Below are 14,000 nucleotides of genomic sequence, written 5' to 3' on the forward strand. Positions count from 1 at the left end.
GTGTCAGGATGGGGAGGCTATGGGAAATCGGCCTGGGGTGCCAGTAGCGCCGTCAGGGGCCCCGCCGATCAGCTCTTCGCCTCGGTGCGCGCGATGGTAAGATCGACCATGATCTCGCCGGAAATCGATTCCAGCGCGGACTGGACCTGATCGAAGGAGGTTCCGGCCGGAATGCTCAGGCGCGCGACGGCCCGGAACAGACGTTCGCCAGACCAGGCGCTGTTTTCGGCCCGCGAGGCGAAATCCTCGATGTTGACGCCGAGTCCGGCCAGCACGGCGGCGACCTCACGAACGATGCCGGGACGATCCTGGCCGACAAGTTCGATGGCAAGGGCCGTCCCGGGGGCGGCAGGCTCTTCGCCGGCAGGGACGATCGAAACGTGGAGTCCGCCGGCATCCACATTCTCGATGGCGCGCTGCAGGCGCGAAAGATCGGATTCGTCGAGCTCGACGAGGACCGACCCGACATATTTGCCGCCCAACCGGCTGAGGTGGCTGCCGAGCCAATTGCCGCCCGCAGACAGGACGGCGTCCGCCAGCGACTGGGTCAGGCCGGGTCGGTCGCTTCCGACCGCTGACAGGATCACCTGGATCGTCATCGATTCATATCCTCCGGTTCGCGGCTGCCGCGATAGCTGTCCGACCCATTAGAGCAAGCCGTGCGGATTCAGTCCAGCACGGTTCAGAAGATGGTCGCACCGCCTCGTTCTTGCGGGCGGATAGGGCTCCAGCGATTGGGGCGAAAAGGAGGATGGCGAAGACGAAGGCCCAGAATGCTCGCGGGCGCAGATGGCGAAGTTCGCGCCGATATGCGAAGACCGCCGGACCTTGTCGTCCGCCATTTTTCCCTTGCGGGTGGAGAAGGTGATACGTCCTGGACCGTCAGATGATCCGTCTGTTCAGGACATGGAAGCCAAGGTCGAACCATGAGAGGCGAAAGCATGGAAAGCGGCAAATCCAGAGCGACGCGATCGACGCTCGATCGGCTCGAGGAGAAGCCGAAGGATGTGACGCCGGAGGTCGTCGATGACTTCAGGAACCTGATTGATGCCCTCTTTGGAAAGCGAAGCGGATTCGAAGGCCGGATCGGCGTGCTGCTCGACGACGATCTCGGCTTCATCGCCGATGGATCTGCGAGGCGAACCGGGCCGCTCGGTCCGGGGGTGGACAGCGAAATTCTCGTCCGGGAGGAAAGCCTGAGGCTGATGATCAAGGGAGAATTGGATCCCAGGCAAGCGCTCGTCTTTGGCGGGCTGAGCGTCCGGCGGGGTTCCGTTTCCATGGCGATGCGCTTTGGCGATTTTCTGACCGGCAAGCCGCTTGTCCAAGCCGTGAAAGTGGTCGGGACATTGCCGGTCGCGACGCGCGATCGGGATCGGGCCGGCTGGGATTTGGATGAATTCGGCTATGCCCTGATCGACGGTGCGCTGTCGCAGGAGGAGCTTTCAAGGCTCCGAACACGGGTGCTCGAGCAGGCGGCGGGCGAGCGCGCCGCGGGGAAGGCTTCGATCGGGGAATCGTCCCAACGGATCTGGAACCTGATCAACAAGGGGCGGGCCTTCCACGATCTGCTGCTCAATCCGCTGATCGATGCCGTCGTCCCCGAGCGCCTGGGCAGCCACGCGCTTCTCTATGGATATGTCGCGCAAATCGCATTGCCGGGCAATGTTCCCAGCATCCTGCATTATGACCAGATCTGCGTGCAGCCGAAGGTCCCGTTTCCGATGGGCCTGAACATCCTCTGGTTTCTCGACGAAGTCAGTGAAGCGAATGGCGGAACGCGGATCGTACCCGGCAGCCATCGTGCCGATATGGCGCCGGACGATCCCTTCGCAACCGAAGGAACGATCGCGGCCGAGGGAAAAGCCGGAACCGCCTTGCTGCTGGACAGCCGCGTCTGGCACTCGGTGGGGAACAATGTCACCGACAATCCAAGGCATGTCCTCGCCAGCTTCTTCGTCCGGTCCTATATGCGGACGCAGGAAAATTATGCTTTGTCGATCCTGCCGGAGGTGTTCGAGACGTTGGACGACAAAGTCAGGATCATGCTCGGCTTCCGCTGCACCGGAAGCCTGGGCGGCGTCGAGGGGCCGATGGAGGGGAAGATGGTCCGGCGGCCCGATTCTCCGGTCGGTGCGCTGGATGCCTCCGGCCTCCCGCGCTGATGCCTCCGACATATCCCGCAACTTTTGGCCTCGGACCCGGACGGGCGGTTTTGCCTGACCGGAACGGGCCGGCGGAGTCCCGCGCCGGCCGCTTCCGCGCCACAACCGGCATTGCGCGCGCCGCATGAGCGCGGGCCTGGTACAGGGCAGCAAGCGCCCGCCCTGGGCGGCGGCCTTTCTGTTGATGGTCGCATATGCCCTGTCGTGGACGGATCGGACCCTGCCGGCGATCCTGATCGAGCCCATGAAGGCAAGCCTGGATGCGTCGGATGTCCAGCTTGCCTTGCTGACCGGCTTCGCCTTCGCCTTGTGCCACGCCACCCTGGCGGTTCCGTTCAGTTGGATCGCCGATCGCTGGGATAGGGCGAAGCTGATCATGATCGGGATCATCGTCTGGAGCGCGCTGACGATCGCTTGTGGCTTCGCACCCGATTTCGAGACCTTGTTCGTGGCGCGCATGGGTGTAGGCCTCGGCGAGGCGGTGCTGTTGCCGGCCGCTTATTCGCTTATCTCCGACCGGTTCTCACGCGAAGACCGCCCGCGGGCGCTGATGATCTTCGTCCTCGGTATGTCGATCGGCTCGGCCACGGCTTTCCTGGGCGGCGCTGCATTGCACGATTATTTCCGGGACTCGGCACCGGCCTGGATCGGCGGTCTCGATCCCTGGCGCGCGGTGTTCGTCTGCGTCGGTGCGGCCGGCTTCGCGGTGGCCGCGCTCATGCTGCTATTGCCCGAGCCGCGTCGGCATGGCGCCCGATCGCGTGCCGAGGGCGAGAAGGCCGAACCTGCCGCGGACACGCGCGCCTTCCTGGCCTTTGTCGGCAAGGCGGCATCCTTCCTGGTACCATTGGTCGTGGCCGTAACGCTCTGCAATCTTTTCGTGAACGGCTATGTCGGCTGGCTCGCCCCGCTCTTTTCGAGGAGCTATGGCTGGAGCCTGCCGCAGATCGGCTCCGCGATCGGCATCGCCTCGCTGGCGGCGGGCGTGGCTGGCGCGCCGCTGGCCGCATGGGCGATGGGGGTGATCGGCAAAAGGCGTCACCGCGACGCGGCGGTGACTGTGCTGGTGCTGGCGGTAGCCGGCATGTTGCCCTTCGCCGCGCTCAGCCCGCTGGCGCCGGCCGGCGGCCTGGCCTTCGCCGGCATTTTCGTCGCGCTGACCCTGACTTCCTTTGCTGCCGTTGCTGCCCCTGCGGCGATCGTGAACAGCGCGCCGGTGTCGATGCGCGCCCGCGTATCGGCCGTCTATCTGCTGATCGCGAACCTGGTCGGCAGCGGCTTCGGGATGACGGTTTTCGCCTTGGCGACGGACCATGTGTTCCGTGACCCTGGCAAGCTCTACCTTTCGCTAGCTTCGGTGTCGGCCCTGTTGCTGGGTGTCGCCTTCTGCTGCCTCGTTCTGGCCGATCGCCGTTACGAGCGGGTCATGCGAATGTCCGGGGAGGCCATCGACTCCACTAAGGCACAGCCGGCACGTCGTTGACGTTCGTCTTTCGATCCACACCAGCAGGAGGGAAAGCAGAAGCGGTCAATCTTCAAACGCTGGTCCGATCACGAAAGGGCTTCGATCCTTGCCCGATACATGATGGCGGCGTCGCTGATGTCGGCGACGATGGCGGCGCGGGCCGCCTCTCCTCGCTTGCGGCGTAGAGCGGTGAGAAGGTCCTTATGCGGTGATGGAGCAACCGTTTCGCCCAACTCGCGGGCCGTGTCTTCCGATGCGATGAACAGGTTGAGATAAGGTCCGCTCTGCAGCCAGAGCGTTTCGATCATCGAGAATAACAACTCGCTGCCGCCGGCTCGATAAAGGGTGAAATGAAAGGCCTGGTTGGCCGCCAGCATCGCGGCCGTGTCTCCAGCAGCGGCGAAGGTGCCATATTGTCGGTCGAGGTCCGCCAGCCGGGCAGTCAATGCCGGGCTGCAACGCGCCGCAGCCTGGAATGCGGCCTCACCTTCCAGCAGGAGACGGCAGGCGCAAAGTTCGTCGAAATGGGCCAGGGACATCGAGGGCACCCGGATGCTCCTGCTGTTGGGCATTTCGAGAGCCCTTTCGGATACCAGCCTCCGGACCGCTTCGCGGATGGGCATCACGCTCGTCCCAAGGGCATCGGCCACGCCTCTCAGCGTCACGGATTCGCCCGGCCGGAAGAGCCCGGCCATCAGCCCGTTCCTGAGCTGAAGATATGCCCGTTCGTGCAGCGTGCTGGTATCGATCGGCTGCAGTCGGAAGACCTCCCTGTTCATCCGTCTCCCTTTCCGCCGCAGCCGGAAGTCCCGCTTCGCCCATGCCGATCCAGCACGAAAACCATCTCTTCCTCGGGGGTGCCGACCGGCTCATTTAATCGCGGTTGGATCAAGAAAAAAGCCTTCTTGATTTATGATCACACATACGGAAAGAACGTGGGAGCCGGGGTGGGAGACATTCGTGACAAGCGAGGCGTTTTTTGCAGAGGATGTGGAATCCGCCACCGAGAAATTCGCGCAGGCGGCGCGACAAGCCGGCGCCGTCCTCTCGCGCTACGATCATCCGTCGCCTGGTCCCAATGGCGAGGCGCTGTCCACTTCGGTAGCGCTTCTGGGTCCGGAAGATCCCGAGACCATGCTGGTTGTGGTCTCGGGCACGCACGGGATCGAGGGTTATGCGGGATCGGCGATCCAGATCGCCGCTCTGGCGGGCAGGGATTTCGACCCGCTCGCACCCGGGCTGGGAATCCTGTTCGTCCACCTCGTCAATCCCTGGGGCTGCGCCTGGAACCGGCGCGAGAATGAGGATAATGCGGATGTATTCCGTAACCTCGTCTACGACAAGCAGCCCTTCGTCCGGAACGCGCTCTACGAACGCTACGAACAAGGCATCAACCCTCGGGAGTGGACCGGGCCGGAACGCGAAAAGTCGGATCGGATCTTTCAGGAACTGATCGACGAGTGCGGCATGGACGGTGCGATCGGCGTGATCCGCAAAGGGCAGCATTCCTATCCGCGCGGAGTCACCTACCACGGCGCGGGCGCGACCTGGTCCCGCAATGTCGTCCAGCAAATCGGGCGCGACCATCTTGCCGGTGTCGAGCGGGCGCTCGTGGTGGATATCCATACCGGCTATGGCGCCTCCGGACAGGCATCGGTCGTGCCTTATGACGAGCATGGTCCGAAGGCCGATTTCATCCGGGAACATTATCCCGACATTCTGCTCATTCCGGGCTCCGATCCGCTCATTCCATCGCACCCCAAGCCGCCGTACCAGATCTGGGAAGACGGCGAGGGGCCGAAGATATTGTTCGTGGGGCTCGAATTCGGCACGGCCGATGTCGGTGAGGCGTTCCAGCTGTTCCGTGCCAACAGCTTCATCCATACCTATGGAAATCCTTCGAGCGATTTCGGGCGTCGGACATCGGCGCAATATCGGGAGCTCTTCTACCCGTCGTCTCCGCAATGGCGCGACGACATCCTGCGAAGCGGCCTCGGCATTCTCAATCGCACGGTCGCCTTGACGGAACGACTGGATCGCATTCTCTGAAAGCGTTCGGACCGATCCTCAATCCTCCGCGATCGATGGCGATCGGGCGCTGATCATCCAGCAAGCGGCCGTGAAGCGGACCTCGTCACCGTGCACGAAGGGACTGAAAGCGGGCCGGACGGCCGCGACGATGCGATTGCGCGTGGCCTCATCCGCCTCGCCCAGCAGGATGCCGAGCGGCCCGAAACGGGTGAAATAATGATCGAGTTCGCTTTCGGGCAAGCTGCAGCTGAAATCCGCCGGCTGAATCTCGATCCGCTCCCAACCACTTTGACTGATGAGTCGGCGGACACGATCCCGATCCGCGAAAGCGAATTGTCCCGGCGCGTCGGGCGCGCGCTTCGGCATGTCCGGAAGGAAAGGTGCCGCAGCCCGCTCGGCGGTCGTCATGAACGGATTTTCGGCCGGATCTCGCCATGCGACGAAGCGGAGCAGGGCGCCAGCCTTTGCGGCGCGCCTGAGATTGGCAAATGCCTGAACGGGATCGTCGAAGAACATCACTCCGAAGCGCGACAGGATGGTATCGAAGACCGCGCGTCCGAAGTCATGCCTTTGCGCGTCGGCGAGCAGGAAGGTCGCGGAAAGGCCTTGTTCCCGGGTCCGGGCCCGGGCTGCATCGATCATGGGGGCGGAGATATCGACCCCCGTGCAATGACCGTCACTGCCCAAGTGACGCGCCATCGCACGCGTGGTACCGCCGGTGCCGCAGCCGATATCGAGCACCTCTCGGCCCCTGTTTTCAATGATCGCCTCGACGAGCGGTTCCTCGATGGGCTTGAAGAGCCGGCCGATCATCTCCTGTGCCTCCACCCAGACATGGCCGGCATGACCGTTCCAGAGGGTGGCCTGGTCGGGGACGGCTTCATGCTCGATCGCCATATATCGCTTCCTTGTCCCTTCCGGCTTGAAGTGCGCAATTTGTCACGTCGCGCCGCCGCGAGGTCAAGATTATGCGCGGTGCGGATATTTCGGAATTGCCCCGCCGGTGGGGAACAGCGCAGCGCGGCGGCCGCCGCCCGACAAAACGCCGATCAGACTGACGTGGCGACGTCCGATCCGGCGCTGGCGCTCAGTTCCTCAAATTCAAGAAGCGAAAGGGTCTCACCGTCCTGCACGGAGATCTGGATGTTTCGCTTGCCCTGAATGGACCATCCCCTTGCGATTGCCAATGTGCCCTTCGCGGTCTGGCACCGGAGCGGCTTCAGTGAGGCATCATGAATTATTGCGTAGAGTTGCACTTGCGCGTCCTTGTGCCGTGATGGGCGACAACTGGTTCGGTTTCGATAGCGAAGAAGCGACCGGGATCAGCCTCCTGCTCCCGGCGCGGCCGGCGGCAATTCGCGCCGAAGGAGTCGCCAGGGAAGCCCGGGTAGCTTGATCATTTCGTCGTCACATATCGTGCAGCGGCTCACGAAATAGCCCCTGTCCCAATGGCTGGTCTTCAAATTGGGTTGATGTCGCCCGAACCATTCGTGCAGGCTCACCCTGCCAATCCTTCCGACCCGGCGTTGCGATCCGTTGCGGCCGCCTTATGCCAGGACATCGTGAAACTCCGTTCGCCCATTTTCGGCTCGGATCTCGTCGGCGTCCGCGCGTTCCCATTCCGCGGCGTCCAGCGCCTTACGCTTTTCGAAGCTGTTGTGGATTCTCTGCAGGAGACTTGCGCGCTCCGTCCATGCCGCGGCGCTCATCTCCAGGCGCCGGCGCCCGTTTGCCGTGAGGTTGGTCGCAGCTTCGGCAAGATTGGCGGCTGCCCGTTCTTCGCATCCTGCGACCGTATCCTGCGACTGCTTTCGCCGGGGCGTGGCGAGATGGCCGGAGGATGGGACGGCGGCCGGGGACACGCGAATTTGAACGGACGCGTCTCGATTGCTCATGGCGATCTCCTGTCAGGCAAGCGGGAGCACGGACGTGTCTCTCTGTCACAGGATGCTTGCGGGAGGATCAGGTGATCCCATAGATATAGGGATTAAGGCGGCCGATACCAAGAAGCAGCGATACGAGCCGGGCTCGCTGCTCATTGCCGCCAGACGGGGCCTGATTTGTCGAGTTCGGCATAGGCCTTCTGGGCCGCCGCCAGGTGGCGACTTATTTCTTCCGGCTCGGGGGCCGGTATCAGATCCTGGTCGGTACCGGCGATGTCCGCCAACAAGACGCGCGCCGTGGCAATGTCATTCAAGAAGCCGAGCTCCTCCTGCATCTGTGCCAGAGCGTCCAGAAAGGCGTCCACTTTTCTTTTTCTCTTCTCGTAGAGGCCGTCAAGGAATTCCACCGCATAACGCAACTTCTTGATGTTGATCCGTGTGCGGTGGCGCCGTTCCTCCCCAAGCGCGGCAAGGTCGCGACCTGCCTTCCTGATCTTGCGCCACCGGCGATCGAGCCGCTTGCGGGCAAATTCCTCTATCGGCGCCCCAGCATCTTCATCGCTTCGCCAGCGGCCGAACTCAAGCCAGCCGAGGAGATCGAGCATCAGGTTCCGAAAGCGCTGCGACTTCAGCGTTGCCAGCACCGAGTCATATGCGTCTTCCCGCGCCGCGCGCAGACGCCGCTCCAATTCCGCTTTGCCGCCGCCTTCGCAGCGCTTCAGAAGGACGTCCAGATTCCTCGCAGCGCCCAATTGGCCGGTGAACCATCGAAGCTCTTCGCGAATGCGGACCGATTCATCGTCCTGCACGACAGGCCCGAACAAGGAGAATGCCGACCTGAGACGGCGCATGGCGACCCGTGCCTGGTGGAGGGCTGCCGCGTCCCGACGCTCGGCAACCAAGGATTCGTTCATCCGGAAATGCTTCAGGCACGCGTGAGCGATCACGACGAAGCTCTCGGCCACGTCCATGGCGGGGGCAATCCGGATCGTGCCACCCTTTCGGACTGAATCGATCGTGCCGTCGGCCAGAGCGAAGCCGCGTTCCGCCTTCGTCATGACTCCGATCTTCAGCGGCACATCCTGCCCCAGCTGCCGTGCGATTTGCATCAGGGCGCCGGCTTCTCCCGTCCGCAATTCGAGCTCGAGCTCGCACAGCCTCTGCTCTTTGTCTCCGCCACGAACCTTGCCTTCGTCGAGACTGGCTTCGATTTCGCTGCCGTCGACCGAAAGGATCCAGATCGTTCGTTCGACATCGCACGTAACCAGCGGGCGCAGATCGCCTCGAATTCGTTTGGTCAGGACCCCGGAGAGCGGTGTCTGGGCGATGGCGTCGAAATCCACGTCGGGGCCCGCTATCTTCGTCTCCCATTCCGGACGGTCGAAGATGCCGGCGGCATTTCCCCTGGAATATTTGATCGTCTGGATGAACTTGCCCTCCGACGAACGCACGCGGAGGGAGAAGCCCGCCCTCCCGAGTGCGCCTTTGCCCGTATCATAATAAATCGTGCTTTGGGCTTGCACCTTGCAGGTTCGATCACGGAGCAAAGGGTGGGTCTTCAGGGCGCCGGCATCACCGACTTCGAGCTTGAGCTCAACTTCCCGATACTTCGTCATATAGCCCCGAAGAATGCCTCGTCGGGCGGACGCCTTAGCCATTTCCACGGGTCCATGCCATTCTATCGGTCCAACTTCCGGCTCGGTTCGAATGTCGCCACCCATGATTAGCTCTTGAGGCCGAACTCGCCGATGACATAAGCGGTGGACGAGCGGGCGACCCGATGCCCTTCGCCCACGCGATCGATCCAAGAAGGAAAGCTTATGTACATCGTCAGCGAAACCGTCGCGCGCCGGAGCGTCACCCTGGCCGACGCCATTTCTCTGATGGACGAAGCGTTCCGCGCCGTGGTCGAAGGTGATGCCGTCGCCTTCCCCGTGCTGATGTGTCACGGTACCCAGTCAAATACGCGCTTCGGCGTCAAAGCGGCACTCAACAGGAAGGCAGCGCTGCCGGGTCTCAAGATAGGATCCTATTGGCCGGACAACAGTATGCGCGGAATTGAAGCCCATGGATCGACCACCATACTGCTCGACGACGAAACGGGCTTTCCCGTCGCCTTGGTTTCGGCGGGTCACATCAATGGCCTGCGCACGGCAGGCGCGGATGCGGTGGGCGTACGCGCGCTTGCGCGGCCGGATGCCTCACATGTGGCGATCATCGGTGCCGGCCATCAGGCCTGGTACGATCTCAAGGCGATTGCCGAGGTGCGCGACGTGAAGCGCGTTTCGGTATGGAACCGCTCGCCGGACAAGGCAGCTGCTTTCGCAAGGCGCGCGTCGGACCAAGGATTCGATGCCCAGGCCGTCGATCTGGAACAGGCCGTTCGTGGGGCCGATATTATCGTGACGGCAACCGCATCGCAGGAGCCGCTCGTACAGAAGGAATGGGTCTCGCCGGGAACGCATATCTCAGCCATGGGCGCTGATGCGCGCGGCAAGCAGGAACTGGACCCGCAATTGGCGCTGGGCGCAGCGCTTTTCGCTGAGCTCCCCGAACAATCCGTCGTCCTTGGAGAATTCCAGCATGCCGCCGCCCTTGGTCTGATCGGCCAGGATGCGGTGACGCCGATCGGCGCCGTCCTCAACGGCAGCCAGACCGGCCGCACCAGCGCCGACCAGATCACGATTTTCGACAGTTCGGGCATCGGCGTTCAGGATTTGGCCATCGCCGCCTTCGCCGTGGAGCGCGCACGGGCTCTGGACCTCGGAACCGAAGTGGATATCGGTTAGAGAGAAGCGAAGACTTGAGACAGATTTGGACGGTGGCGGGCCAAGCCGAACGGGCTGCGGCCGAAAATCATGAGGGTTTTGAAGGCCTGGCCGGATCCGGCCTGTAAGAAATCTCGCCCGCCGCACACTAACCGTATATGACGGTCGAACAGGACGATCATTATCTCGAAGCCACCAAGGATCATGGTGCGATCCTGGCTCGGCTTGCGCGTGTTTTCGAAGCAAATCCCGATCTTAGGCGCGATCTTCTGCAGGATATGCATGTCGCTCTCTGGAGAAGCCTGGCGCGCTTCGACCATCGATGCGCGCTTTCCACCTGGGTCTATCGCGTCGGATACAATGTCGCGGCGTCCCATGCCGCGCGCGAGCGCCGTATCCAGCCGGGTATCGCATTGGACGAGAATTTGCCTGCGGCATCTGTAGCGGCGGCGATCGAAGTCAGTGACGGGTTGGAACGGCTCTATGAGATCGTTCGACAACTCGAGCCGCCTGATCGCCAGATCATGCTGATGTATCTCGAAGGTGCCGATGCACGCCTCATTGCCGAGGAGGTGAATCTTCAAAGCGGCGCCGTCGCCACGCGTATCCACCGCTTCAAGGCCGCACTCACCCAGAAGTTTCAGGAACCTGCCGATGTCCAACGCCCCTGACGAGCTCCAGGCAATGTGGCTGGCCCCTTCCGGTAACGAGGAGGAAAGGATGACGCTCGCTGAAATACGTGATCGTGCCAATCGTATCGACGCCCGTGTCGCGCGGCGCAATCGCATCGAATATATTGCCGGCGGGGCGGCAGCCGCGGCCTATGTCGCCATCGGTTTTCTTTCCGAAAGCCCTATCGTCCGGCTTGGCGCCATCATGTGTGCGCTGGGTGGGTTTGTGGTGATGTGGCAATTGCACCGGCAAGCGCGCTCCGCCTCCCGTGAGGAATATGAACATGTCGCTGACCGCTGGATCGATTTCCATCGCGCCATGCTCGTTCGGCAGCGAGACGCGCTCAGAAGCATATGGTCCTGGTATCTTGGACCGCTGGTGCCCGGTCTGATCGTCTTCACGGTCGGTATTGGAGAAGGGTTACCCGCGCCGGTCGGCGTGCCGACGACCATCGGAGTTCTCGTCATCATCGGCGTGATCTTCCAGGCCATTGCCCGTCTCAATCGCAAGGCAGCAGCGCGGCTGCAGGCCGAAATCGACCTGCTCGATGGCTCCCAAGGATAAAAACAGAGCGGAAGCGGTCAACTCGGGCGCTGCCGGATCAGGCGAGGCGTGCAGTCTCCATAACCCATGAAAGGAGTATCGAATGTTTTCAACGGCACTTTACGCCACCGCCATGATTGCGACGGCCGCGTCGGATTCCTCACAATCCATGATCGAAAAGGGCCGGTCGCTTTCTACCTGGTCTTCCGTCCAGAGCATGAAGTCGCTGATCGATGCGGCTGCGCCTCAATTGCGGGAGGTGATGGAAAAAGGGGGCGGAGCAGCCGCTATGGGTCCGGCTCTCACGGACCATTTCGGTATGGAGACCAAGGTGCTGGACGAGTTTTCCATAACCCTGAACGGTCTGGTTTTCTATCAGCGGCTGTCGAATTTCGCCAAGGTTCCGGCGGGCCTCACGTCGCTCGTGTGGGATAGTCAAGGTATCGTCCAGGCCGCGACCGTGCGCGCCGCCGCCCCATCGCCGACGCCCGGCGAGCGCTTCGAGGTCGGTCTTCCCTTCTCAACCCCGAACCGCGGGCAATGGTTCACCTTTTGGGGCGGACCCAACGAAGCCCGCAATTATCACATCGTCGCGAAAGACCAGACCTACGCCTACGATTTCGTCGTCGTGAAGGACGGCAGATCTTATGATGGGCCGGCCGACCGGAATTCGTCTTATTATTGCTGGGACGAGCCTGCGCTCGCGCCGGCCGACGGCGTCGTTACCTCCGTCGTCAGCGGAATTCAGGACAATGTCCCCGGCAAGATCGAACCGGTTTCGGTAGCCGCCGGGAATCACGTCGTGATACAGCATGCGCGATCGGTCCATTCCCTCATTGCCCATCTCCAGTCCGGGTCCGTGCTGGTGCAAAAGGGCGACGAGGTGAAGGCTGGCCAGAGAGTCGGATCCTGCGGTAATAGCGGCCGATCCTCCGAACCTCATGTCCATTTCCACCTGCAGACGACGGGTACGTTCGGAGGAGATGCCGTCGGGATTCCGCCCCTGTTCCGCGATATCCAGGTGGACGGGCGCGACGCCAAGCCCGGAGAGCCGATCCGGGGGCAGTTCGTCGATCCGGCCCGCTGACTCATGGTCTCAATATTTGGATAGGCCTGAGTCACGTCAGAGGTGGAAGCGCCAAGCGCTTCCACCTCAGAAATGATCAGGGGCTACATCCAGCCCTGCCATCCCGCCGGTCGATCGGGAGCTGCGGATCTGCGTCTTACGCAAGCTCTTCTTCGACGAGCTTGGTCATGCCGGGCACCAGGTTGCTGGAAACCGGATGCGCGGGGATGCCGTCCAGCCGGACCGGCGAGACGGCATCGGCCGTCAGGCCGACGTCCGAGAAAGCGGACGGCGTTCCGTCGCCCCTGGCCAGAGAGGCCGCCCATTCACCCATGGCGGGCGCTGTCTGGATGCCGAAGCCGCCTTGTCCCGCCAGCCAGAAGAAGCCGGTGTCACTGGTGTCATAGCCGATCGTCGGCAGGCGATCGGGAAAGAAGCTGCGGAGGCCGGCCCAGCGATGCGTCACCCGGCCGATTTTCGCTGTCGTCGCGAGCTCGAATTTGTGGACGGCCATCGCGACATCGATCTCTTCCGCTTGGGCGTCGTAAGGCTGGCACGCACTCTCGTCCGAGGGAGACACCATCAGGGCGCCCGCATCGGGCTTGAAATAGAATGTTTCGCTGACATCGCCGACGAGCGGCCACCCCCCGATTCTATGGCCCTCCGGTGCTGGCACCAGAATGGCGGTGCGGCGGCAGGGAACGAGCCCGAGCCGGCTGAGACCGGCCATTGCGGCGATCTCATCGGCCCAGGCGCCGGCGGCATTGACGAGCACGGAGCCCGACAGGACGGCCTGGCCAGCCGTTACCCGCCAGCCCTGTCCGGTCCGGTCCAGCGCGGTCACCGGGGCGCCGAACAGCAGCGTGGCTTCGGCGGCGCGCAGACGCCGCATGAAACCTTCCTGCAGTGCATGGACGTCGATATCCGAAGTGGTGGTGTCGAGAACCGCATCGGCCGAATATTCCGGGCGCAGGATCGGAACGAGTGCACGCGCATCCTCGCCGGACAGGCGTCGGGCATGAAGCCGCGTCTCGGGATCCGACCAGAAAGCCTCCAGCATCTCCTTTTGGGCCTCGGAAGCGACGAGAAGGACCTGACGCGGTGACAGTAGAGGAGTTGCCGAAAATCCCTCCGGCGGCCGGTCGAAAAAGGACTTGCTGAGCCGCGTCAGCGCGCGGACGGTGAAATCCCCATAAAAGGGAAGGAACAAGGCGGCGGATCGGCCCGTCGCATGGAAACCCGGCTGGTCTTCCTGATCCACCAGGGCAACCCGGTGGGTCGCGGCCAGGGCCGAGGCAATTGAAAGGCCCGCAATCCCGCCGCCGATGACGATGAAGTCGAAACTGTTATTCGATATGGTCATGCAACTCCGCTCACGATTTGTTTGAATCCTGCTGCCTGCCGGCC

13 protein-coding genes are annotated in these 14,000 nt (G+C 62.7%); 7 read left to right on the forward strand and 6 right to left on the reverse strand.

What is annotated here, in order from left to right; genetic code table 11:
* Window positions 1–68 precede the first annotated feature (68 nt).
* The gene (locus RQX22_RS16130) at window positions 69–599 is read right to left on the reverse strand and encodes a glycine cleavage system transcriptional repressor (RefSeq protein WP_315727705.1); all 531 of its coding nucleotides are present in this window, start codon (window positions 597–599) and stop codon (window positions 69–71) included.
* A gap of 342 nt (window positions 600–941) precedes the next feature.
* Here RQX22_RS16130 and RQX22_RS16135 point away from each other — a divergent pair, with 342 nt between their 5' ends.
* The gene (locus RQX22_RS16135; protein WP_315727707.1) at window positions 942–2,165 is read left to right on the forward strand and encodes a phytanoyl-CoA dioxygenase family protein; all 1,224 of its coding nucleotides are present in this window, start codon (window positions 942–944) and stop codon (window positions 2,163–2,165) included.
* A 124-nt stretch (window positions 2,166–2,289) separates the two neighbouring features.
* The gene (locus tag RQX22_RS16140) at window positions 2,290–3,648 is read left to right on the forward strand and encodes an MFS transporter (protein ID WP_315727709.1); all 1,359 of its coding nucleotides are present in this window, start codon (window positions 2,290–2,292) and stop codon (window positions 3,646–3,648) included.
* Between the two features lie 68 nt (window positions 3,649–3,716).
* Here the strand turns inward: RQX22_RS16140 and RQX22_RS16145 are convergent, their stop codons facing one another.
* The gene (locus RQX22_RS16145; protein ID WP_315727711.1) at window positions 3,717–4,409 is read right to left on the reverse strand and encodes a GntR family transcriptional regulator; all 693 of its coding nucleotides are present in this window, start codon (window positions 4,407–4,409) and stop codon (window positions 3,717–3,719) included.
* A 181-nt stretch (window positions 4,410–4,590) separates the two neighbouring features.
* Here RQX22_RS16145 and RQX22_RS16150 point away from each other — a divergent pair, with 181 nt between their 5' ends.
* Complete coding sequence (locus RQX22_RS16150) at window positions 4,591–5,679, forward strand: DUF2817 domain-containing protein (RefSeq protein WP_315727713.1); 1,089 nt, start codon at window positions 4,591–4,593, stop codon at window positions 5,677–5,679.
* An 18-nt stretch (window positions 5,680–5,697) separates the two neighbouring features.
* On the opposite strand, the gene RQX22_RS16155 is transcribed toward RQX22_RS16150, so the two are convergent.
* From RQX22_RS16155 to RQX22_RS16165, 3 genes are all read right to left on the reverse strand, one after another.
* Window positions 5,698–6,558, reverse strand: coding sequence for a class I SAM-dependent methyltransferase (locus RQX22_RS16155; protein WP_315727715.1), 861 nt, complete (start codon window positions 6,556–6,558; stop codon window positions 5,698–5,700).
* 650 nt (window positions 6,559–7,208) lie between these two features.
* Window positions 7,209–7,556: a hypothetical protein gene (locus RQX22_RS16160; RefSeq protein ID WP_315727717.1), complete on the reverse strand. Its 348-nt coding sequence runs from the start codon at window positions 7,554–7,556 to the stop codon at window positions 7,209–7,211.
* A gap of 140 nt (window positions 7,557–7,696) precedes the next feature.
* Window positions 7,697–9,160 (reverse strand): CYTH and CHAD domain-containing protein, encoded by a 1,464-nt coding sequence (locus tag RQX22_RS16165; protein WP_315727719.1) that lies wholly within the window; start codon window positions 9,158–9,160, stop codon window positions 7,697–7,699.
* Window positions 9,161–9,364: 204 nt separating this feature from the next.
* Between RQX22_RS16165 and RQX22_RS16170 the strand changes: the two genes are divergently transcribed.
* From RQX22_RS16170 to RQX22_RS16185, 4 genes are all read left to right on the forward strand, one after another.
* A complete protein-coding gene (locus RQX22_RS16170) occupies window positions 9,365–10,333 on the forward strand; it encodes an ornithine cyclodeaminase family protein (protein WP_315727721.1) in 969 nt (322 codons plus the stop codon).
* A gap of 137 nt (window positions 10,334–10,470) precedes the next feature.
* Entirely contained in the window at window positions 10,471–10,983 is a 513-nt protein-coding gene (locus RQX22_RS16175; protein WP_315727723.1) for an RNA polymerase sigma factor, read from the forward strand.
* Window positions 10,967–11,548, forward strand: a complete 582-nt coding sequence (locus RQX22_RS16180; RefSeq protein WP_315727724.1) for a hypothetical protein — start codon at window positions 10,967–10,969, stop codon at window positions 11,546–11,548. Before RQX22_RS16175 ends, RQX22_RS16180 begins: the two co-directional genes overlap by 17 nt.
* An 82-nt stretch (window positions 11,549–11,630) precedes the next feature.
* Entirely contained in the window at window positions 11,631–12,614 is a 984-nt protein-coding gene (locus RQX22_RS16185; RefSeq protein ID WP_315727726.1) for a M23 family metallopeptidase, read from the forward strand.
* Between the two features lie 136 nt (window positions 12,615–12,750).
* On the opposite strand, the gene RQX22_RS16190 is transcribed toward RQX22_RS16185, so the two are convergent.
* Window positions 12,751–13,956, reverse strand: coding sequence for an NAD(P)/FAD-dependent oxidoreductase (locus RQX22_RS16190; RefSeq protein ID WP_315727728.1), 1,206 nt, complete (start codon window positions 13,954–13,956; stop codon window positions 12,751–12,753).
* Window positions 13,957–14,000: the final 44 nt, after the last annotated feature.

The organism is Sphingosinicella rhizophila, assembly GCF_032378825.1.
Classification (GTDB): domain Bacteria; phylum Pseudomonadota; class Alphaproteobacteria; order Sphingomonadales; family Sphingomonadaceae; genus Allosphingosinicella; species Allosphingosinicella rhizophila.

Coding starts and splice junctions, on each gene's coding strand:
- RQX22_RS16170 (WP_315727721.1), top strand. CDS start 9,365: ATGTACATCGTCAGCGAAACCGTCGCGCGCCGGAGCGTCACCCTGGCC.
- RQX22_RS16145 (WP_315727711.1), bottom strand. CDS start 4,409: ATGAACAGGGAGGTCTTCCGACTGCAGCCGATCGATACCAGCACGCTG.
- RQX22_RS16175 (WP_315727723.1), top strand. CDS start 10,471: ATGACGGTCGAACAGGACGATCATTATCTCGAAGCCACCAAGGATCAT.
- RQX22_RS16130 (WP_315727705.1), bottom strand. CDS start 599: ATGACGATCCAGGTGATCCTGTCAGCGGTCGGAAGCGACCGACCCGGC.
- RQX22_RS16190 (WP_315727728.1), bottom strand. CDS start 13,956: ATGACCATATCGAATAACAGTTTCGACTTCATCGTCATCGGCGGCGGG.
- RQX22_RS16140 (WP_315727709.1), top strand. CDS start 2,290: ATGAGCGCGGGCCTGGTACAGGGCAGCAAGCGCCCGCCCTGGGCGGCG.
- RQX22_RS16185 (WP_315727726.1), top strand. CDS start 11,631: ATGTTTTCAACGGCACTTTACGCCACCGCCATGATTGCGACGGCCGCG.
- RQX22_RS16135 (WP_315727707.1), top strand. CDS start 942: ATGGAAAGCGGCAAATCCAGAGCGACGCGATCGACGCTCGATCGGCTC.
- RQX22_RS16165 (WP_315727719.1), bottom strand. CDS start 9,160: ATGACGAAGTATCGGGAAGTTGAGCTCAAGCTCGAAGTCGGTGATGCC.
- RQX22_RS16160 (WP_315727717.1), bottom strand. CDS start 7,556: ATGAGCAATCGAGACGCGTCCGTTCAAATTCGCGTGTCCCCGGCCGCC.
- RQX22_RS16180 (WP_315727724.1), top strand. CDS start 10,967: ATGTCCAACGCCCCTGACGAGCTCCAGGCAATGTGGCTGGCCCCTTCC.
- RQX22_RS16155 (WP_315727715.1), bottom strand. CDS start 6,558: ATGGCGATCGAGCATGAAGCCGTCCCCGACCAGGCCACCCTCTGGAAC.